Below are 20,270 nucleotides of genomic sequence, written 5' to 3'. Positions count from 1 at the left end.
CCGGTACGAAGACGAACAGACGAACAGGGCCGGGTCCGCGGAACGGACCCGGCCCTGCTGTTGTCCGACGAGCCTCAGATCACCTGGTCCGAGCTGCTGGGCGTGCCCCCGCCGCTGCTCGCAGGTGCGCTCGCCGTGGTGCTCGTGGGAGCGCTCGGCGCCGGCCCGCTGGCCGAGTCGGAGGTGGACGGGCTGGTCGTCGGCGGCTCCGAGGTCGGCGGCTCGGAGGTGGGCGGTTCCGACGTGGGCGGTTCCGAGGTCGGCGGCTTCGACGTCGGCGGCTTGGACGTCGTGGGGGGCTTGGACGTCGTAGGCGGCTTGGACGTGGACGGCGGCTTCGAGGACGACGGCGGCTTCGACGGCGACGCGGATTCGCTCGGGTCCTGTGAACCGCTCGGGGAGTCCGTCGGTGTCGGGTCGTCCGACGTGCCGAGTGTGCCGTCCGGGCCCGGATCCGTCGGGCGGGCGGCCGCCTCGCCGGTGCCGCCGCCGTCGTCGTCGTTCGCCGGCCGGTCGGCGCCGAGGCTGCCGTCGTTGACGCCCTGGCTGGCGGACGGATTGACGCCGACCTGGTCGGACGGCGGGTTCTGCTCGTTGTCGGAGGTGGCCCCGAGCGTCACCACCGTGCCCAGGACGGCGACGAGCAGGGCACCGGCACCGGCGGCCACGAGGTTGCGCCGGGCCAGGCCCTTGAGGCCGCCACGGGCCGCCCGCGAGGGCGTGGGCGAGCTGCGGTGGGTGACCAGGGACGGGGAGGGCGGCTGCTGGAGCGTCGGGAAGGCCGCCGGAACACCACCGGGCGGTGACGCCGACTCCTCGTCACGGGTGTCGGGCACCTCCTCCGCCGCGGTCGGCCCGAGCCCGATCGGTGTGCCCGAGCGGTCGGCGACCAGGGCGAGGGCACGGCGGCCGGCGACGGTGCCGCGTTTGTCGGCGAGGGCGCCGCGCAGGCCGATGGAGGCCTCCAGTTCGGCGCGGGCCCGGTCGAGCAGGCCCTCGCACAGGGCGAGGACGCCGAGTTCGTGGTGGAAGTAGGCCTCTTCGGCGACGTCCTCGGCGAGCCGGGCGGCCTCGGCGCCGGCCCGCAGGGCCCGCTCCCAGGCCCCCCAGTGCAGTCCGGCGGCGAACGCGGGGGCGGCGGTGCGGGCCAGGTGAACGGCCGCGCTCTCCTCGCCCTCGGCGGGCGGGCGGGTGACCGGTCCGAGGACGGCCAGGGCGGCGAGCACCGCGTCGGCCTCGGCGCACACGCGCTCCGGGGTGACCGAGGGGTGCCCGGCCCACCAGGAGTAGTGCTGAGCGGCGCTGCGGGCACCGGCCTCGGCCTCGTCGGCGTACCCGGCGGCCTCCAGCTGGGCCGGCACGCCGGCCGCGAGGCGGTAGCGGGAGCCGACCGGCGAGACCAGACCGCAGGCGGCCAGTTCGCCGAGGGCGGCGTCCGCGTGGGTGTCACCGACCAGGGCGGGCAGGTGCGCCTGGTGCGGGACCTCGCCGCCGAGGGCGACGGCGAACCGCAGAGTGGCGCGGGCGGAGGCGCTCAGCCGGGAGGCGAGCAGCGGCGCGGGCGCGGCGGCCTCGCCGAGCGCGGGCAGCGGCACGTCGTCACCGAGGTCGTAGGCCTCGGCGGTGTCGGCCTGCGGCACGTCCTGGAAGACGCCGAACTCGTCGACGGCACCGGTGCCGGCGCGCAGCCGGTCGCGCTGCCGCAGCAGGGCGCCGGCCTGGACGAAGCGCAGCGGCAGGCCTTCGGACTCGAACCAGAGGTCGCCCGCCCAGTTGGACTCGTCCTCGGTGAGGGTCCGGCCGACGGCGTGCTCCAGCAGGTCGAGCCCGGCCGCGCGCTCCAGCCCGCCGAGGACGACCTCCTCGACGGCGGCGTCGGCGGAGGGAGCCGGCACGTCCGGGGTGGCGCCGAGCAGGAAGGCGCACTCGGGGGTCGCCTCCAGCAGCTCGTCGAGCGCGGCACCGCCGAACTCCAGGTCGTCGACGACGACGACCGCGCCGATGTCACGGACGTGGGTGAGCAGTTCCTCCCGGCCCGGGCGGCGCAGGGGTGCGCTGTACACCGCGTGGAACAGGTCGTACAGCAGGTCGCCGGAGGTGCGCCCGAAGCCGTTGAGGCGGACGACGCCGTCGGGGGCGAGGTCGGAGCAGTCCTCGGCGACCAGGTCGAGGAGACGGGTGCGGCCGGAGCCGGCCGGGCCGGTGAGGCGGGTGGAACGGCCGCGGGCGAGCAGGCGCACCAGGCGCTCGCGTTCGTCCTGGCGGGCCAGCAGCGGCAGGGCGGGCTGCGCGGGGCCGGGCGGGACGGGCGGGCGAGCCGCGCGATCGGCCTCGGCGCGCTCGGCCGCGCCGAGCTTCACGGGCCGGGCGGGCAGCTCGGCGGGCGGGCAGGCTTCTATCTCGCTGCCGTCGACGGGGTTGACGGTCAGCAGGAAGTCGCCGGAGGCGAGCTGCACCGTGCGGGCGAGCGCCGGCGCGTGCTGCCCGAAGTCGGGTGCGAGGGATTCCCTGGGAGGGCGCTGGCGCGGCGCAGGGCCGTCACCGTCGTGGCCGTACTCCTCGGGTCCCTGGTGGTTAGGGTCCATAGGTCAAGCCCCCCAAAAGCGTGTGTGTGCTTGGAAAAGCCCCTCCCGGCCTTGCTGCACACCGCGCTGTCGCTTCTGGTCCGGTCCCGCTCGAAGGGTGTCAAGGCAGCGGGCAGCCGAACCCTAAACCTTCGCACAGTATCTACGACAGTCCGGGGTACCGCGCCGTCCGTAACGTCACGGTCTCGTGAGGATTGTGCGCGTCGCACGATGCGACGACGTGCGTCCGGGTCTCCCCGGTCGCCCGGCTCACACGCGTACGAGGCGTCACACGCGGGGAAGGGTCTCCACCCCGATGCCCCCCTCGATCGCCAGAATCCGGTGCAGGCGGGTGGCCACCAGCAGGCGCTGCATCTGCGGCGGTACTCCGCGCAGCACCAGGCGCCGGCCGCAGCGGCCGGCCCGTCGGTGGGCCCCCATGATCACGCCCAGTCCGGTGGCGTCCCAGGAGTCCAGTTCGGACAGGTCCAGCACGAGGTCTCCGACGCCGTCGTCGACGGCCGAGTGCAGGACCGTACGGGCGTCCGCCGCGCTCCGGACGTCGAGGCGGCCCCCGACGACCAGCTCGGCGTGGTCGCCCCTGATGTGCATATGCGCTCCCCGTGCGTGCGAATCGTGCTCCGCGTTCTGGATGTGGGTGATGCAACCTCTGACTGTGTGGAGGAGCCAGAGGTTGCTTCTTGTAAGCGAACCGATACCGAATTCACCCTGGGGTGTGATGGGCCCCGGGGCATGTGCGGTTTCAGTGCTTGTAGAAGCCCTGCCCGCTCTTGCGTCCGATGTCACCGGCGTCAACCATCCGGCGCATCGATTCGGGAGCCGCGAACTTCTCGTCCTGGGACTCGGTGTAGATGTTGTTCGTGGCGTGCAGCAGGATGTCGACGCCCGTCAGGTCCGCCGTCGCCAGCGGGCCCATGGCGTGACCGAAGCCCAGCTTGCAGGCCAGGTCGATGTCCTCGGCGCTCGCCACGCCCGACTCCTGAAGCTTCGCCGCCTCGACGACCAGGGCGCAGATGAGACGGGTCGTCACGAAGCCGGCGACGTCACGGTTGACGACGATGCAGGTCTTGCCGGCCGACTCGGCGAACTCGCGGGCCGTGGCGAGGGTTTCGTCGCTGGTCTTGTAGCCGCGGACCAGTTCGCACAGCTGCATCATCGGCACCGGTGAGAAGAAGTGCGTGCCGACGACCCGCTCCGGGCGCTCCGTCGCCGCCGCGATCTTGGTGATCGGGATGGCGGAGGTGTTGGAGGCGAGGATCGCCTCGTCCTTCACGATCTTGTCGAGCGCCCGGAAGATCTCGTGCTTGACCTCGAGCTTCTCGAAGACGGCCTCGACGACCACGTCCGCGTCGGCCGCGGCGTCCAGGTCGGTGGTCGCGGTGATGCGGGCCAGGGCGGCGTCGGCGTCGTGCGCCTCGAGCTTGCCCTTGGCGACGAACTTGTCGTACGACGCCTTGATGCCGTCGGTGCCCCGCGTCAGAGCCTCGTCGGTGACGTCACGCAGGACCACCTCCCAGCCCGCCTGTGCGGAGACCTGGGCGATGCCGGATCCCATGAGGCCGGCTCCGATGACGGCGAGCTTCCGTGCCACTGTGCGACTCCCCTGACGCGCTGCTTATGTCTGCCTCTCGGGCGGACACTAGCGCTCGTGAGGGGCTGTGTGACCGGTAAGTAATGCGCGTCACGTCTCACATGACGGACATCACACCGGCGTGGGTCATGCGGTGCCTCGTACGGCGTAGTTGAGCACCTTCTCGCTCAACAGCCCCTCGATGTCGTCGAGGAGCACGAGCATCTCGCGGGACACTTCGTCCGGGTTGCGCCCCTCGGCCATCTCGCGGCCGATCGCGACGAAGGCCGTGCCGTGGACCCAGCAGATCTGACCGGCGATCAGCCTGGGCAGCGGGTCGGCGTCCCCGGCATCCGTCTCCTCGCGGAGGGTCGCCTCCAGGTTGTCCTGGACCTCCTGCTGGATGCGCCACAGCCGGGAGCGCAGCGGCGGCGCCTCCTCGATGCAGCGCATGAAACGGTCGTAGCCCTCGACGAGGCCCATCCGGGGCGAGACGGCCTCGATCTCGGCGCGCAGCTCGCGCAGCACCGCCCGCGCCGCCGACTCCCCCGCGTCCCGGCCCCGCACCCAGCGCGAGAGCCGGTCGACGACCCCCTCGGAGCGGTCGAAGAAGAGGTCCTCCTTGGCCGGGAAGTAGTTGTAGACGGTGTTCACGGAGACGTCGGCCGCCTCCGCCACGTCCGCGATGGTCACCGTCACGAACCCGCGCTCCAGGAAGAGCCCGGTGGCGATGTCCGAGATGCGCTGCCTGGTCTCGCGCTTCTTCCGTTCCCTGAGCCCCTCAGCCATGTCCGAATCCTAGCTTCCTTGGGCCCGCTGAAAATTTGGGGTCATTGCAAACTTTAAGAGACTCTGTTTTCCTGGGCGCATGACCATCATCAGTACGGCCGGACTGGCCCGTACCTTCCTGACCAGGAGCGGCCCCGTGGAGGCCGTGCGCTCCATCGACCTGACCGTCCGCGAGGGCGAGATCCTCGGCTTCCTCGGCCCGAACGGGGCCGGCAAGACGACGACCCTGCGCATGCTGACGACCCTGCTGGAGCCCACCGGCGGTGCCGCCACCGTCGCCGGGTGCGACCTGGCGACCGACGCGGCCGGGGTGCGCCGGGCCTGCGGCTACGTGGCGCAGTCGGGCGGGGTCGATCCGCAGATCAGCGTGCGGGAGGAGCTGGTCACCCAGGGGCGTCTGTACCGGCTGACCAGGGCACAGGCCGCCGAGCGCGCCGGTGAACTGGCCCGCGACCTGGACCTCACCGAGCTCCTCGACCGCAAGTGCGGCGCGCTCTCCGGCGGGCAGCGGCGGCGGCTGGACATCGCGATGGCACTCACCCACCGCCCGAAGGTGCTGTTCCTGGACGAGCCGACGACCGGTCTCGACCCCGGCAGCCGTGCCGACCTGTGGGACCTGGTGCGCCGGCTGCGCGACGAGCACGGCACGACGGTGTTCCTGACCACGCACTACCTCGACGAGGCCGACGCCCTCTCCGACCGGCTGGTCGTCGTCGACCGCGGCGTGGTCGCCGCCGAGGGCACCCCGAGTGCGCTGAAGCTCCGCCACGGCGGCTCGCTCGACGCCTCGCTCCAGGACACGTTCCTCGCCATCACCGGCCGCAGCGCCGCGCCGGCCGGCCAGACCCCCGTCGCCGTCTAGGACGCAGAGGACTCCCGATGCTGTTGCACGACACCGCCCTCGTCTACGGGCGCTACCTCCGGCAATCCCTCCGCTCGCGCTTCGCGCTGCTCTTCGGCGTGCTCATGCCGCTGCTGTACCTGCTGTTCTTCGGCCCTCTGCTCACCGATCTGCCGCTCGGCGGGGGAGGCAGCTCCTGGCAGGTGCTCGTCCCCGGGCTGCTGCTCCAACTCGGCCTGTTCGGCGCGTCCTTCGCGGGGTTCTCGATCATCATCGAGAAGGGTCACGGAGTGGTCGAGCGCATGCGCGTCACCCCGGTCAGCCGGCTGGCCCTGCTGCTCGGCCGGGTGCTGCGCGACGCCACGGTGTTCGTCTTCCAGGCCGTGCTGCTGGTGCTGGCGGCGGTGGTGATGGGCCTGCGGGCACCACTCGCCGGCGTCCTGATCGGCTTCGCCTTCGTCGCGCTGCTCACGGTCTCGCTGGCCGCTCTGTCGTACGCGCTGGCGATGAGGATGGACACCCCGCAGAGCTTCGGCCCGGCGATCAACGCGCTGACCATGCCGTCCATGCTGCTGTCCGGCCTGATGCTGCCGATGACGCTCGGCCCGGCCTGGCTGGACGCCCTGTCGCACCTCATGCCGTTCCGCTATCTGGTGGACGCGGTGCGGGACGCCTACGTCGGCAGCTACGCGACACCCCACATGCTCTACGGCGCGCTGGTGGCCGCCTGCTTCACGGCGCTGTCCGTGACAGTGGGCACACGCGTGTTCCGAACGGCCTGAGCATTACTACGCTGACGACATGGTCAATCTGACGCGCATCTACACCAGGACCGGCGACCAGGGCACCACCGCCCTCGGCGACATGAGCCGGGTCGCCAAGACCGACCTGCGGATCTCCGCGTACGCCGACGCCAACGAGGCGAACGCGGCGATCGGCACGGCGATCGCGCTGGGCGGCCTGGAGGCGGAGGTCGTCACGGTCCTCACCCGCGTGCAGAACGACCTGTTCGACGTGGGTGCGGACCTGTCGACACCGGTGGTGGAGAACCCGGAGTTCCCGCCGCTGCGGGTCGAGCAGTTCTACATCGACCGGCTCGAGGCGGACTGCGACCACTTCAACGGGCAGCTGGAGAAGCTCCGCTCCTTCATCCTCCCGGGCGGCACCCCCGGCGCGGCGCTGCTCCACCAGGCCTGCACCGTCGTACGCCGGGCGGAGCGCTCGACGTGGTCCGCCCTGGAGGTTCACGCCGAGACGATGAACCCGCTGACGGCCACCTACCTCAACCGCCTCTCCGACCTCCTGTTCATCCTCGCGAGGACGGCGAACAAGGAGGCCGGAGACGTGCTGTGGGTACCGGGCGGGGAGCGTTAGTTCTTGCTGCGCGCCTCCTGCCACAGGCCGGAGGCGACCAGCACGCCGCCGACGCACATCATCACGACGCCGACCTTCGTGAGGGTGACGACGGGGACCTCCACGTCGCCGGTGAACAGCCACAGCCCGAGGCCGGTCACGAAGGTGACGATCCCCTCCACCAGATTCCCGCGGGCCTTGCTCATCGCTGCACCCCCTCCTTCTCCAGCCGCACCTCCGGCTCCCCCGCGGGAGCGCGCCGCGGCCAGATCGCATAGCTCAGCGCGATCAGGCCGTGGATCCCGGCCGTGCGCCAGGCCACCCAGCGCCAGCTCTCCAGGGAGGTGACACGGCTCGGGTCGTCGACGTACCAGATGGCGAGCTGGAGCAGCACGGTCGCGACGACGGCGGCCGTCAGCGTCCCCAGCCACACCTTGCCCTCGTGACGCGCCCGGGCCATGCCGTAGCGCGGCGGTTTCGGCGGGGGCGGGGCGCCGCCCAGCCGGTGGGCCGCGTGGCCGTCGAGCCACTTCACGGTGCGGTGGCCGTGCCCGACGGTGTAGCCGATGTACAGCGCGGCCAGGCCGTGCGTCCAGTTCGGCTCCGCGCCGTTCTTCAGGTCCAGCGCGGTGGCGACCAGCAGGACGACCTCCAGCAGCGGCTCGCACAGCAGCAGCGCCAGTCCCGTGCGCGGCATGCGCAGCAGGTAGCGGACGCACAGCCCGGCCGCCAGCAGTACCCAGAAGCCGATCTCACAGGCGGCGATCAAGGCGACGATCACGGTTCGCTCCTCTCGGTCACCCTCCCAGGCTCCCGGTCGGTGCGGACCGAATCGTCGTCGCGACTGACGAACCCGCGGTACATCGAAAGATGCAGTCCGGGACCCTACGCGCGGATCAGGCGCGGGGCCGGGCGGCCGTGTTGGATGGTGCCATGGCCGTCCGACTCCCCCGCCCCCGCCGCTTCGACGTCTGCGTCGCGGCGGGCAGTCTGCTCGGCGGGCTGCTGCTGTGGGGCCTCGGCCTGGCCACCCGTCCGCACACCGAGCCGTACGTGCTGCTGCCGGGACGCTGGCCGGTGCTGCTGCCGCTCCTCGTCATGGCGGGCTGCGAGCTGCTGCGCCGGACCGCCCCGCGCACCGCCCTGCTGATCGGCACGGCCGCGATCGTCCTGGACCTCGTCACCCAGGGGAACCTGGTCACGGTCCTGATGTACACCGACCTCATGTACGCGGCCGTCCTGTACGGTCCGCCCGCCTCCGCCCACCGCATCCCGCGGATCACCGGGCTGCTGTCGGTGGCCGGGAGCGTGGTGCCGTTCGCGGTCTGGCGGGAGCCCGAGGCGCTGCTGATCGGTGTGGTCACCGGCGTCGTGGCCTTCGCGCCCGCGGCCACCGGCCTGATCGTGCGCAACCACCGCGACGCCGCCGAGGCGGCCCGGCTGCGCGCCGAGCAGACCGCGCTGCTCGCTGAGATGGACCGCACCCAGGCCGTCACCGCCGAACGCGCCCGGATGGCCCGTGAACTGCACGACATGGTCGCCAACCATCTCTCCGCGATCGCCATCCACTCCACGGCCGCGCTCTCCCTGGACGACCCGAAGACCTCCCAGGAGGCGCTGGTGGTCATCCGTGAGAACAGCGTGGAGGGGCTCTCGGAGATGCGGCGGCTGATCGGCCTCCTGCGCGACTCCAGCGGGGACGTGGAGCCGGCCGCGGCCCCCACCCTCGACGGACTCGGCGCACTGGTCGAAGGTGCCCGCACCAACGGACTCGACGTCACGTTCGACGCCGCTCACGGCACGGTCCCCACGCCCGTCGAACTCGCCGCCTACCGCATCGTCCAGGAGTCGCTCACCAACGCCCTCAAGCACGCCGGGCCCGGCCGCGTCTCCGTGTCCCTCGCCCAGCCCGACGGCCTGCTGACCGTCGCGGTGACCAGTCCGTACGGTGACCGGGACGGGCCGAGCGCCCCTGGCTCGGGCGCCGGTCTGGTCGGCATGCGGGAACGCGCCGCGCTGCTCGACGGCACGTTCGAGGCCGGTCCCGAGGACTCGCCGGACGGCAAGATCTGGGTCGTGCGCGCGACCTTGCCCGTCACCGAAGGAGAACCCGAATGATCCGCGTCCTGGTCGCCGAGGACCAGTCCGCCGTCCGCGCCGGCCTGGTCCTCATCCTGCGCAGCGCACCCGACATCGAGGTGGTCGGCGAGGCTGCGGACGGCGAGCAGGCGGTGGCGCTGGCCCGCGAGCTGCGGCCGGACCTGGTGCTGATGGATGTTCAGATGCCGCGCTTGGACGGGGTGTCGGCGACCCGGCGGGTGGTCACGGAGGGGCTCGCCGACGTGCTCGTGCTCACCACCTTCGACCTCGACGAGTACGTGTTCGGCGCGCTGCGCGCGGGCGCGTCCGGCTTCCTGCTGAAGAACACCGAGGCGAGGGAGCTGCTGGAGGCGGTACGGACGGTCGCTCGCGGGGAGGGGCTGATCGCCCCGGCGGTGACCCGGCGGCTGATCGCGGAGTTCGCCGCGAAGCCCGCGCGGGAACCCGCGGCCGATCCGGCGGTGCTCGACCAGCTGACCCGGCGGGAGCGCGAGGTGCTGGCCTGCCTCGGCGCGGGCCTGTCCAACGCGGGCATCGCCGAGCGGCTCGACATGGCCGAGGCGACCGTGAAGACCCATGTCAGCAGGCTGCTGGGAAAGCTCGGACTGCGGAGCCGGGTGCAAGCCGCTGTGCTGGCCCAGGAGTTGGGTATCTGAGCACAGTCGGGCGAGTGGTGGTCCAGACCTATTGACCGGTGGTCCAGACCTTTCTATTCTCACCGCACCATGTGTGGCGTGAGGCTCAGTCACGCCCCCCACAACTCCATCAAGGAGGCGCAGCATGCGCTTCAGACACAGAGCCGCGGCAGGGTTCGCGACCCTGTTGCTCCCGCTGGCCGGCCTCGTCGGCCTGGCGAGCCCGGCCCAGGCCGCGACGTCCGCCACCGCCACCTACGCCAAGACCCAGGACTGGGGCTCCGGCTTCGAGGGCAAGTGGACGGTGAAGAACACCGGCACCACCGCCATCAGCTCCTGGACCGTCGAGTGGGACTTCCCCTCCGGCACCTCCGTCACCTCGTCCTGGGACGCCGACGTCACCTCCTCCGGCACCCACTGGACGGCGAAGAACAAGTCCTGGAACGGCACCCTCGCCCCCGGCGCCGCCGTCTCCTTCGGCTTCAACGGCAGCGGCTCCGGCTCCCCCGCGAACTGCAAGCTCAACGGCGGCGGTTGCGACGGCGGCACCACGGAACCCGGCGACAGCGCGCCGAGCGCCCCCGGCACCCCCACCGCCTCCGGCATCACCGACACCTCGGTGAAGCTGTCCTGGTCCGCCGCCACCGACGACAAGGGCGTCAAGAACTACGACGTCCTGCGCGACGGCACCAAGGTCGCCACCGTGACGGGCACGTCGTACACCAGCACCGGCCTCACCGCCGGCACCGACTACTCCTACTCCGTCCAGGCCCGTGACACCGCCGACCAGACCGGTCCCGTCAGCGGCGCCGTCCGGGTCCGCACCACCGGCGGCACCACCGACCCGCCCACCGGCGACAAGGTCAAGCTCGGCTACTTCACCGAGTGGGGCGTCTACGGCCGCAACTACCACGTCAAGAACCTGGTGACCTCGGGCTCGGCGTCGAAGATCACCCACATCAACTACGCCTTCGGCAACGTCAAGAACGGCCAGTGCACCGTCGACGACACCTACGCTGCCTACGACAAGGCGTACACCGCCGACCAGTCCGTCAGCGGCACCGCCGACACCTGGGACCAGCCGCTGCGCGGCAACTTCAACCAGCTGCGCCAGCTGAAGGCCAAGTACCCGCACATCAAGGTGCTGTACTCGTTCGGCGGCTGGACCTACTCCGGCGGCTTCGGCCAGGCCGCGCAGAACGCGGCCGCGTTCGCCAAGTCCTGCAAGGCCGTCGTGGAGGACCCCCGCTGGGCCGACGTCTTCGACGGCATCGACATCGACTGGGAGTACCCGAACGCCTGCGGCCTGACCTGCGACACCTCGGGTCCGGCGGCGTTCAGGAACCTCTCCCAGGCACTGCGTGCCGAGTTCGGCCCGGACTACCTGGTCACCGCGGCCATCACCGCCGACGGCTCCTCCGGCGGCAAGATCGACGCGGCCGACTACGGCGGCGCCGCCCAGTACCTCGACTGGTACAACGTGATGACGTACGACTACTTCGGCGCCTTCGACAAGGACGGCCCGACCGCCCCGCACTCCCCGCTCACCTCGTACCCGGGGATCCCGCAGGCGGGCTTCAACTCGGCCGACGCGATCGCCAAGCTGAAGGCGAAGGGCGTCCCGGCCAAGAAGCTGCTGCTCGGCATCGGCTTCTACGGCCGCGGCTGGACCGGCGTCACCCAGTCCGCCCCGGGCGGCTCGGCCACCGGCGCGGCTCCGGGCACGTACGAGGCGGGCATCGAGGACTACAAGGTCCTGAAGAACTCCTGCCCCGCCACCGGCACCGTCGCCGGCACGGCGTACGCCCACTGCGGCAGCAACTGGTGGTCCTATGACACTCCGGCCACCATCGGCTCGAAGATGGCGTGGGCGAAGAACCAGGGGCTCGGCGGCGCGTTCTTCTGGGAGTTCAGCGGTGACACCGCCAACGGAGAGCTGGCCACGGCCATCGACAGCGGCCTGAAGTAGGCCGGGTTCAAAGCGAAGTTCGAAGGGTCATAGACCCTAGGCGACATTGACGCGCTGACCGGGCGGGGCTGCCTCCAGCCACGCGAGGAAACCGGTCAGCGCGTCTTCGCTCATCGCGAGCTCGAGACGCGTGCCCCGGTGCAGACACGCCAGGATCACATGGTCGGAGAGCAGCGCCAGCTCCTCCTCGCCCTCCGGGACCCGGCGGCCGGCGACCTCGATCGCGGAACGCTCCAGGACACGGCGCGGACGCGGCGAGTACGAGAAGACGCGGTACCACTCGACGCGGTCCCCGTTGTAGCGGGCCACCCCGTACGCCCAGCCCTTACCGCTCCGGTCGCCCTCCTCCGGGGTGTCCCAGCGCAGGCTGGCGTCGAAGGTGCCGCCCGAGCGCTGGATCAGCCGGCGGCGCAGACCGAAGACGAACAGGCCCACCACCACGAGGGCCACCACGATTCCGCACACAGTCAGAGCGAGGACCATCGACACCGACCTCCTCGTCTCCTAGGTAACGGAACGTAAAAATCACCCACATCCGCCTCAGCCGCGGCTGGGTCCGGATCTCTCCGGTACCCAGCCGCGGCTGAGTGACGTCATCACACGGCGGACGGGGTCAGCGCGCCGCCGTGGCAGCCCGCAGACGGACGTCCGCGCGGCGCTGGGCCTCCGCGTCGTCCTCCGCCTTCGCGCGCTCGAGCTCCTGCTCGGCACGCTGGACATCGATCTCGTCCGACAGCTCGGCGACTTCCGCCAGCAGCGAGAGCTTGTCGTCCGCGAACGAGATGAATCCGCCGTGGACCGCGGCGACGACCGTCCCGCCCTCACGCGTACGGATGGTCACCGGGCCCGACTCCAGCACACCGAGCAGCGGCTGGTGACCGGGCATGACGCCGATGTCGCCGGACGTGGTGCGCGCGACGACCAGGGTGGCCTGGCCGGACCAGACCTCACGGTCGGCCGCGACCAGCGCGACGTGCAGCTCAGCAGCCAAGGGTGGCTCCTCGGGTCACCACCCGGCGGGAGTGCCGGGTGTTGGTTACAAGTCTAGTAGGCGTGAATGAGGGGGCGGGACGAACCCCGCCCCCTCATGACTCGAGCACTGCCCGGGTCAGGAGACGCCCAGCTCCTTCGCATTGTTCTTCAGGTCCTCGAGACCACCGCACATGAAGAACGCCTGCTCCGGGAAGTGGTCGTACTCGCCGTCGCAGATCGCGTTGAACGCGGCGATCGACTCGTCCAGCGGCACGTCCGAACCGTCCACGCCGGTGAACTGCTTGGCGGCGTGGGTGTTCTGGGACAGGAAGCGCTCCACGCGACGGGCACGGTGGACGACGAGCTTGTCCTCCTCGCCGAGCTCGTCGATACCGAGGATCGCGATGATGTCCTGCAGGTCCTTGTACTTCTGCAGGATGTTCTTCACGCGCATCGCGGCGTTGTAGTGATCCGCCGAGATGTACCGCGGGTCGAGGATCCGGGACGTCGAGTCCAGCGGGTCCACGGCCGGGTAGATGCCCTTCTCGGAGATCGGACGGGACAGAACCGTCGTCGCGTCGAGGTGGGCGAAGGTGGTGGCCGGGGCCGGGTCGGTCAGGTCGTCCGCGGGGACGTAGATCGCCTGCATCGAGGTGATCGAGTGACCACGGGTCGAGGTGATGCGCTCCTGGAGGGTGCCCATCTCGTCGGCCAGGTTCGGCTGGTAGCCCACCGCGGAGGGCATACGGCCGAGCAGGGTCGACACCTCGGAACCGGCCTGGGTGAAGCGGAAGATGTTGTCGATGAAGAACAGCACGTCCTGCTTCTGGACGTCACGGAAGTACTCCGCCATCGTCAGGCCGGCCAGGGCCACACGCAGACGGGTGCCCGGGGGCTCGTCCATCTGGCCGAAGACCAGCGCGGTCTTGTCCAGAACGCCGGACTCTTCCATCTCCGCGATGAGGTCGTTGCCCTCACGGGTGCGCTCACCGACGCCCGCGAAGACGGAGACGCCCTCGTGGAGGTTGGCGACACGCATGATCATTTCCTGGATCAGCACGGTCTTGCCGACACCGGCACCACCGAACAGGCCGATCTTGCCGCCCTTGACGTACGGGGTGAGCAGGTCGACGACCTTCAGGCCCGTCTCGAACATCTCGGTCTTCGACTCGAGCTGGTCGAACGCGGGGGCCTTGCGGTGGATGGACCAACGCTCGCCCTCGTGGACCTCGTCGCTGTTCAGCACCTCACCGAGGGTGTTGAACACCTTGCCCTTGGTGAAGTCGCCGACCGGGACGGTGATGCCCGCGCCGGTGTTGGTCACCGGGGCCTGGCGGACCAGGCCGTCGGTGGGCTGCATGGAGATCGCGCGGACCAGGCCGTCACCCAGGTGCTGGGCGACCTCCAGGGTCAGCGTCTTCTTCTCGCCCGCCAGCGCCGGGTCTGCGACCTCGACGTGCAGGGCGTTGTAGATCTCCGGCATCGCGTCGACGGGGAACTCCACGTCGACGACCGGGCCGATGACCCGCGCGACGCGGCCCGTCGCCGTGGCCGTCTCAACAGTGGTGGTCATTTATCGGTCACTCCCCGCGGTCGCGTCGGCCAGGGCACTCGCGCCACCGACGATCTCGCTGATTTCCTGGGTGATTTCGGCCTGGCGGGCCTGGTTGGCAAGCCGGGTGAGCGTCTCGATGAGCTCTCCGGCGTTGTCGGTGGCCGACTTCATCGCGCGCCGCGTGGCGGCGTGCTTGGAGGCGGCCGACTGGAGCAGCGCGTTGTAGATACGGCTCTCGACGTAGCGCGGCAGCAGGGCGTCGAGGACGTCCTCCGCCGAGGGCTCGAAGTCGAACAGCGGGAGGATCTCGCCCTTGGCGGGCTTGTCCTCCTCAGCGACCTCGTCGAGGCTGAGCGGCAGCAGCCGGGCCTCGATCGCCGTCTGCGTCATCATCGACACGAACTCGGTGTAGACGATGTGGAGCTCGTCCACGCCGCCCTCGGCCGTCTCCGTCTCGATCGCCTCGATCAGCGGGGCCGCGACCTTCTTGGCGTCCGCGTACGACGGCTCATCGGTGAAGCCCGTGAACGTCTCCGCGATCTTGCGCTCGCGGAAGTTGTAGTGGGCGACACCGCGGCGGCCGACGATGTAGCTGACGACCTCCTTGCCCTCGGCCTCGAGCTTCGCCGTGAGCTTCTCCGCCGCCTTGATGGCGTTGGAGTTGAAGGCGCCGGCCAGACCGCGGTCGCTCGTGAGGAGCAGGACCGCGGCGCGGGTCGGGTTCTCGGGCTCAGTCGTCAGCGGGTGCTTGGTGTTGGATCCGCCGGCGACCGCCGTGACCGCCCGGGTGAGCTCGGTCGCGTACGGCGTGGAGGCCGCCACCTTGCGCTGCGCCTTGACGACGCGCGAGGCGGCGATCATCTCCATCGCCTTGGTGATCTTCTTGGTCGCGGTGACGGATCGGATGCGACGCTTGTAGACCCGGAGCTGGGCTCCCATGAGTCAGGTCCCTTCCGTCGTCACTTGCCGGCAGCCGGGGTGTCCTCGCCGAGCAGCTTGCCGTCGGAGGTCTCGAACTGCTTCTTGAACTCCGCGATGGCCTCGGCGACAGCCTGAAGGGTGTCGTCGGACATCTTGCCGCCCTCACGGATGGAGGTCATCAGACCCTGCTCCTTGCGGTGCAGGTAGTCCAGCAGCTCCTTCTCGAAGCGGCGGATGTCGGCGACGGGAACGTCGTCCATCTTGCCGGTGGTGCCGGCCCAGACGGAGACGACCTGGTCCTCGGTGGCCATCGGCTGGTACTGCGCCTGCTTCAGCAGCTCGACCATGCGCTGGCCGCGCTCCAGCTGCGCCTTGGACGCGGCGTCCAGGTCGGAACCGAAGGCGGCGAACGCCTCCAGCTCACGGAACTGGGCGAGGTCCACGCGCAGACGGCCGGAAACCTGCTTCATCGCCTTGTGCTGGGCGGAACCACCGACGCGGGAGACGGAGATACCGACGTTCAGCGCGGGGCGCTGACCGGCGTTGAACAGGTCCGACTCCAGGAAGCACTGGCCGTCGGTGATGGAGATGACGTTGGTCGGGATGAACGCCGAGACGTCGTTGGCCTTCGTCTCGACGATCGGCAGACCGGTCATCGAACCGGCGCCCATCTCGTCGGAGAGCTTCGCGCAGCGCTCCAGCAGACGGGAGTGCAGGTAGAAGACGTCACCCGGGTAGGCCTCACGGCCCGGCGGGCGGCGCAGCAGCAGCGACACGGCACGGTAGGCGTCGGCCTGCTTCGACAGGTCGTCGAAGATGATCAGGACGTGCTTGCCCTGGTACATCCAGTGCTGGCCGATGGCCGAACCGGTGTACGGCGCCAGGTACTTGAAGCCGGCCGGGTCGGACGCCGGGGCGGCGACGATGGTCGTGTACTCCAGCGCGCCGGCCTCCTCCAGAGCGCCGCGCACACCGGCGATCGTGGAGCCCTTCTGGCCGATGGCGACGTAGATACAGCGGACCTGCTTGTTCGGGTCGCCGGTACGCCAGTTGTCGCGCTGGTTGATGATGGTGTCGACGGCCAGGGCGGTCTTGCCGGTCTGGCGGTCACCGATGATCAGCTGACGCTGGCCACGGCCGACCGGGGTCATCGCGTCGACGGCCTTGTAGCCCGTCTCCATCGGCTCGTGCACCGACTTACGGACCATGACGCCCGGGGCCTGCAGCTCCAGGGCGCGACGGTCTTCGGTCTCGATCTCGCCGAGGCCGTCGATCGGGTTGCCGAGGGGGTCCACCACGCGGCCGAGGTAGCCCTCGCCCACCGCTACGGACAGCACCTCACCGGTGCGCTGCACCGGCTGGCCCTCCTCGACGCCGCTGAACTCACCGAGGACGACGCAGCCGATCTCGCGCTCCTCGAGGTTGAGGGCGAGGCCGAGGCTGCCGTCCTCGAACTTCAGCAGCTCGTTGGCCATGACCGAGGGCAGACCCTCGACCTTCGCGATACCGTCGCCGGCGAAGGTGACCGTACCGACCTCCTCGCGCGAGGCCGCGTCCGGCTTGTACGCCTGGACGAAGTTCTCCAGCGCGTCCCGGATCTCCTCCGGCCGGATCGTGAGCTCCGCCATCTGGGTTCCCTGCTCTCCTTGTTGGGCCCGAAGTTTCACTTTGGGGGTCTGGGGGCGACCCCCAGGATTCTTCTGCACGGCCCAACCAGGGCCGTCGTAAGTACGTACTGCCTATTGAGTTGCTGCTCAGCCGGCGAGCCGGCGGCTCGCGTCCTCGATACGGTCCGCGAGGGAGCCGTTGATGACCTCGTCGCCGACCTGCACCCGGATTCCGCCGAGGACCTCGGGGTCCACGTCCAGGTTGAGGTGCATCTTGCGGCCGTAGAGCTTCGCGAGGGCGGCGCCCAGGCGCTGCTTCTGCGGTTCGCTCAGCGGCACCGCCGAGGTGACGATGGCCACCATGCGGTCCCGGCGGTCGGCGGCGAGCTTGGACAGGGACTCGAGTCCCGACTCCAGGCTACGTCCCCGCGGCGCGGTCACAAGGCGCGTCACCAGACGCTCAGTGGTCGACTGCGCCCGGCCGCCGAGCAGGCTGCGCAGCAGCGCGCCCTTGGCCGAGGTGGTGGCCTTGCGGTCGGTCAGCGCGGCCCGAAGCTCGGTGCTGCCGGAGACGATCCGGCCGAACCGGAACAGCTCGTCCTCGACATCGTCGAGCTTGCCGGCCTGCTGCGCGGCGGTGAGGTCGGCGGTGTCGGCCAGCACCTCCAGCGCGTCCACCAGGTCGCGCGACTGCGACCAGCGGGAGCGCACCATGCCGGCCACCAGGTCGGCGGCCGGGCCGCTGACCTGGGTGCCGAGCAGGCGCTGGGCCAGTTCGGCCTTGGCCTCCGCGGCCTGTGCCGGGTCGGTGAGGACCCGACGCAGCGACACCTCACGGTGGAGCAGCGCGGTGACGGCGGCCAGCTCGTCGGCGAGCGAGCCCGCGTTCACGGACGTCGAGTCCGTCAGCGCGTCGAGACGCTCACGTGCGGCTGCCAGGGCCTCGCGGCTCGCTCCGTTCATCGTCCGGCCTCGGCCTTCTCCTCGAGCTCGTCGAGGAACCGGTCGATCACGCGGCTCTGGCGGGCGTGGTCCTCGAGGGACTCCCCGACGAGCTTGCCGGCCAGGTCGGTGGCGAGCTTGCCGACGTCCTGGCGCAGCGCGGAGGCGGCGGCCTTGCGGTCGGCCTCGATCTGGGAGTGACCGGCGGCGACGATCTCCTCGCGCTGACGCTGGCCCTCGGCCCGCATCTCGGCGATGAGCGTGGCACCCTGCTCCTGCGCCTCCTGGCGCAGGCGCGCGGCCTCGTGCCGGGCCTCGGCGAGCTGTGCCTTGTACTGCTCAAGGACGCTCTGGGCCTCGACCTTCATGGTCTCGGCCTCTTCGATACCGCCTTCGATCGCCGCGCGGCGCTCCTCCAGAACCTTGTTGATGTTCGGAAGCAGCTTCTTCCAGAAGAAGAAGAACACGATGGCGAAGGCGATGGTGCCGATGAGCAGCTCGGGGCCCGGAGGAACGAGCGGGTTCTGCTCTTCCTCGGCCGCCAGCTGCACCAGGTTGGCGATCACATCAGTGCCTTTCGTCGATGCGTGTCAGTAAGCGGTGATTACTTACCGAACACGAACGGCATAACGATGCCGATGAGGGCGAGCGCCTCACAGAACGCGAAGCCCAGGATCTGGTTGGCACGGATCAGGCCGGCGGCCTCGGGCTGGCGGGCCAGGGCCTGGGTGCCGTTGCCGAAGATGATGCCGACGCCGATGCCGGGGCCGATGGCGGAGAGGCCGTAGCCGATGGAGCCGAGCGAACCGGAGACAGCGGCAAGGGTCTCAGTGGCAGCCATGCTGAATCTTCCTTCTCTTTCACGGACCGGCGGGGGTTGGCCACCGGACGTTCTTGGGATTTGCGGGGGCGGGAGGGGCTCAGTGGTGCTCGGCCAGAGCGCCCTGGATGTACGTGCAGGCGAGGAGTACGAAGACGTACGCCTGGACGGCCTGCACGAAAAGCTCGAAGAGGATCATGACCATGGTCATCACGAACGAGATACCGGCCGCCGGGATCATCCAGCTGTTCAGCAGGTACCAGGAGGCGACCGTGAACATGACGAGCATCAGGTGGCCGGCGAACATGTTCGCGAACAGTCGCACCGCGTGCGTGAAGGGCCGGACGAGCAGGTTCGAGAAGAACTCGATGACCATCACGAGCGGCAGCACCGGGCCGAGCGACTTGTCGTAGCCGGTGATGTTCTTGAAGAACCCGACGAAGCCGTGCCGCTTGAAGGTCAGCGAGACCCAGGTCACGTAGACGATCGCGGCGAGGACCGCCGGGAACGCGATGATCGACGACACCGGGAACTGCGCGAGCGGGATCACGGACCAGATGTTCATGATCCAGATGAAGAAGAAGAGCGAGACCATCAAGGGGACGTACTTCTCGCCCTCCTTCTTTCCGAGGGTCTCGTAGACGATGCCGCGGCGGACGAAGTCGTAACCGGCTTCACCCACCATCTGCAGTTTGCCCGGCACCACCTTGGCCTTGCCGAAGGCCGCATAGAAGAAGCCGATGACGAGGATGGTGGTGATGAGGGCAAGCAGCATCACCTTGTTGAACTCGAACCCTCCAACCGTGGCAATCGGCTTGAAGAGGAACGAGTGCAGGCCCGGTGCCGGAAAACCACACCCGTCGGACATGATCCGACAGCTCCAGTCAAAGGCGAGCTGGGTCTGGTCAGCACTCACCGCGGGCTCCTTCGGCGTGACGCATAGGTACGGCAACCTCGTTGTGTCGGCGCGGCGCGCAGCCGCGGATCGGCACCGGACTGGTGTTACGGATGTGAGGGCGGCTGGGGGGCATCGAGCCTCGCGTTCGAGCAGGCGTCAGCTCAGATGCCCGCGCCCGCGATGCCGCAGTTGGCACCGGACGATAGCAGGAGTTCTCACCGGCCTTTATCGCGCCCCTACCCGTCACGACGACGACCCGGTCTTCTCGGGCTTCTCGCTCTTCTCGGAGTCCGGGTCGATGTAGAAGATCTTGGCCTTCATATGCGCACGAGCCTGCGCGGCCATCCACACGACGGTCGCGATGACGAGCCCGAGGGCGAACGTCTTCGCGTTGAAGAGAGAGGTGTCCTTGAAGAGGGCGACGAAGATCAGGAGAAGCAGCAGCTGGGCGACATAGAGCATCAGCCCCATGGCCTGGAACAACTGCGGGAGCGTTTTTGCCGTCCACTGGAGAACGTAGAGGCCGATTCCCATGAAGAGGATGGCCAGCACCGTGCCGACGCCCGCTCCGATGGCTCCCTTGCCTCCGGCCACCACGCCACTGACGGCGACCACGACCACACCGGCAGCGGCTGTGGGCACAGCGCACTGCAAGAGGTTCCGGGCGTCATTGGACGGCATGGCGGCAACTCCGCTTTCGCAGGGGGCAGGGG

22 protein-coding genes are annotated in these 20,270 nt (G+C 70.0%); 6 read left to right on the top strand and 16 right to left on the bottom strand.

Features of this window, described 5'->3' with window-relative positions; all coding sequences use genetic code 11:
* Nucleotides 1-74: 74 nt before the first annotated feature.
* The 4 genes from IO24_RS0129210 to IO24_RS0129195 all read right to left on the bottom strand — a co-directional run bounded on the left by IO24_RS0129210 (nt 75) and on the right by IO24_RS0129195 (nt 4,944).
* Nucleotides 75-2,585, bottom strand: a complete 2,511-nt coding sequence (locus IO24_RS0129210; protein WP_031140728.1) for an ATP-binding protein — start codon at nt 2,583-2,585, stop codon at nt 75-77.
* Nucleotides 2,586-2,852: 267 nt separating this feature from the next.
* Nucleotides 2,853-3,176, bottom strand: a complete 324-nt coding sequence (locus IO24_RS0129205) for an STAS domain-containing protein (RefSeq protein WP_003993003.1) — start codon at nt 3,174-3,176, stop codon at nt 2,853-2,855.
* A 151-nt stretch (nt 3,177-3,327) separates the two neighbouring features.
* Entirely contained in the window at nt 3,328-4,176 is an 849-nt protein-coding gene (locus IO24_RS0129200) for a 3-hydroxyacyl-CoA dehydrogenase family protein (protein ID WP_031140726.1), read from the bottom strand.
* Nucleotides 4,177-4,302: 126 nt separating this feature from the next.
* The gene (locus IO24_RS0129195; protein ID WP_031140724.1) at nt 4,303-4,944 is read right to left on the bottom strand and encodes a TetR/AcrR family transcriptional regulator; all 642 of its coding nucleotides are present in this window, start codon (nt 4,942-4,944) and stop codon (nt 4,303-4,305) included.
* Between the two features lie 79 nt (nt 4,945-5,023).
* Here IO24_RS0129195 and IO24_RS0129190 point away from each other — a divergent pair, with 79 nt between their 5' ends.
* Genes IO24_RS0129190 through IO24_RS0129180 form a run of 3 tightly spaced genes read left to right on the top strand, consistent with a single transcriptional unit; the run spans nt 5,024 to nt 7,159 of the window.
* A complete protein-coding gene (locus tag IO24_RS0129190; RefSeq protein WP_031140722.1) occupies nt 5,024-5,806 on the top strand; it encodes an ABC transporter ATP-binding protein in 783 nt (260 codons plus the stop codon).
* A gap of 17 nt (nt 5,807-5,823) precedes the next feature.
* On the top strand, nt 5,824-6,567 hold the full coding sequence (locus tag IO24_RS0129185) for an ABC transporter permease (protein WP_031140720.1): 744 nt from the start codon (nt 5,824-5,826) through the stop codon (nt 6,565-6,567).
* A gap of 19 nt (nt 6,568-6,586) precedes the next feature.
* The gene (locus IO24_RS0129180; protein WP_031140718.1) at nt 6,587-7,159 is read left to right on the top strand and encodes a cob(I)yrinic acid a,c-diamide adenosyltransferase; all 573 of its coding nucleotides are present in this window, start codon (nt 6,587-6,589) and stop codon (nt 7,157-7,159) included.
* On the opposite strand, the gene IO24_RS0129175 is transcribed toward IO24_RS0129180, so the two are convergent.
* A complete protein-coding gene (locus tag IO24_RS0129175; protein ID WP_031140716.1) occupies nt 7,156-7,344 on the bottom strand; it encodes a DUF5708 family protein in 189 nt (62 codons plus the stop codon). The two genes, IO24_RS0129180 and IO24_RS0129175, sit on opposite strands and share 4 nt — an antisense overlap.
* Nucleotides 7,341-7,919, bottom strand: a complete 579-nt coding sequence (locus IO24_RS0129170) for a hypothetical protein (protein WP_031140714.1) — start codon at nt 7,917-7,919, stop codon at nt 7,341-7,343. Before IO24_RS0129170 ends, IO24_RS0129175 begins: the two co-directional genes overlap by 4 nt.
* A gap of 152 nt (nt 7,920-8,071) precedes the next feature.
* Here IO24_RS0129170 and IO24_RS0129165 point away from each other — a divergent pair, with 152 nt between their 5' ends.
* The 3 genes from IO24_RS0129165 to IO24_RS0129155 all read left to right on the top strand — a co-directional run bounded on the left by IO24_RS0129165 (nt 8,072) and on the right by IO24_RS0129155 (nt 11,842).
* On the top strand, nt 8,072-9,256 hold the full coding sequence (locus tag IO24_RS0129165) for a sensor histidine kinase (RefSeq protein WP_031140712.1): 1,185 nt from the start codon (nt 8,072-8,074) through the stop codon (nt 9,254-9,256).
* The gene (locus IO24_RS0129160; protein ID WP_031140710.1) at nt 9,253-9,894 is read left to right on the top strand and encodes a response regulator; all 642 of its coding nucleotides are present in this window, start codon (nt 9,253-9,255) and stop codon (nt 9,892-9,894) included. Before IO24_RS0129165 ends, IO24_RS0129160 begins: the two co-directional genes overlap by 4 nt.
* 124 nt (nt 9,895-10,018) lie before the next feature.
* The gene (locus IO24_RS0129155) at nt 10,019-11,842 is read left to right on the top strand and encodes a glycoside hydrolase family 18 chitinase (RefSeq protein WP_031140708.1); all 1,824 of its coding nucleotides are present in this window, start codon (nt 10,019-10,021) and stop codon (nt 11,840-11,842) included.
* A gap of 36 nt (nt 11,843-11,878) precedes the next feature.
* Here the strand turns inward: IO24_RS0129155 and IO24_RS0129150 are convergent, their stop codons facing one another.
* The 10 genes from IO24_RS0129150 to IO24_RS0129105 all read right to left on the bottom strand — a co-directional run bounded on the left by IO24_RS0129150 (nt 11,879) and on the right by IO24_RS0129105 (nt 20,238).
* Nucleotides 11,879-12,325, bottom strand: coding sequence for a DUF2550 domain-containing protein (locus IO24_RS0129150; protein ID WP_031140706.1), 447 nt, complete (start codon nt 12,323-12,325; stop codon nt 11,879-11,881).
* Between the two features lie 130 nt (nt 12,326-12,455).
* A complete protein-coding gene (locus IO24_RS0129145; RefSeq protein ID WP_031140703.1) occupies nt 12,456-12,833 on the bottom strand; it encodes a F0F1 ATP synthase subunit epsilon in 378 nt (125 codons plus the stop codon).
* Nucleotides 12,834-12,950: 117 nt separating this feature from the next.
* The gene (atpD, locus tag IO24_RS0129140; RefSeq protein ID WP_031140700.1) at nt 12,951-14,387 is read right to left on the bottom strand and encodes a F0F1 ATP synthase subunit beta; all 1,437 of its coding nucleotides are present in this window, start codon (nt 14,385-14,387) and stop codon (nt 12,951-12,953) included.
* Nucleotides 14,388-15,308, bottom strand: a complete 921-nt coding sequence (locus tag IO24_RS0129135; RefSeq protein WP_031140698.1) for a F0F1 ATP synthase subunit gamma — start codon at nt 15,306-15,308, stop codon at nt 14,388-14,390.
* 20 nt (nt 15,309-15,328) lie between these two features.
* Nucleotides 15,329-16,918, bottom strand: a complete 1,590-nt coding sequence (gene atpA / locus IO24_RS0129130) for a F0F1 ATP synthase subunit alpha (protein WP_031140695.1) — start codon at nt 16,916-16,918, stop codon at nt 15,329-15,331.
* 126 nt (nt 16,919-17,044) lie between these two features.
* On the bottom strand, nt 17,045-17,860 hold the full coding sequence (locus IO24_RS0129125; protein WP_031140692.1) for a F0F1 ATP synthase subunit delta: 816 nt from the start codon (nt 17,858-17,860) through the stop codon (nt 17,045-17,047).
* On the bottom strand, nt 17,857-18,405 hold the full coding sequence (locus tag IO24_RS0129120) for a F0F1 ATP synthase subunit B (RefSeq protein ID WP_031140689.1): 549 nt from the start codon (nt 18,403-18,405) through the stop codon (nt 17,857-17,859). The genes IO24_RS0129125 and IO24_RS0129120 overlap by 4 nt, the downstream gene beginning before the upstream one ends.
* Nucleotides 18,406-18,443: 38 nt before the next feature.
* A complete protein-coding gene (locus IO24_RS0129115) occupies nt 18,444-18,680 on the bottom strand; it encodes an ATP synthase subunit c family protein (protein ID WP_031104199.1) in 237 nt (78 codons plus the stop codon).
* A gap of 79 nt (nt 18,681-18,759) precedes the next feature.
* Nucleotides 18,760-19,575, bottom strand: a complete 816-nt coding sequence (atpB, locus tag IO24_RS0129110) for a F0F1 ATP synthase subunit A (protein ID WP_483027177.1) — start codon at nt 19,573-19,575, stop codon at nt 18,760-18,762.
* Nucleotides 19,576-19,800: 225 nt separating this feature from the next.
* Entirely contained in the window at nt 19,801-20,238 is a 438-nt protein-coding gene (locus tag IO24_RS0129105; RefSeq protein WP_031140684.1) for a Cg1360 family ATP-synthase-associated protein, read from the bottom strand.
* Nucleotides 20,239-20,270 lie beyond the last annotated feature (32 nt).

The organism is Streptomyces flavovariabilis (assembly GCF_000725785.1).
GTDB lineage: Bacteria > Actinomycetota > Actinomycetes > Streptomycetales > Streptomycetaceae > Streptomyces > Streptomyces hawaiiensis.
Note: the sequence above shows the minus strand (reverse complement) of the source record. Positions and strands in the feature narration are given on the sequence as shown.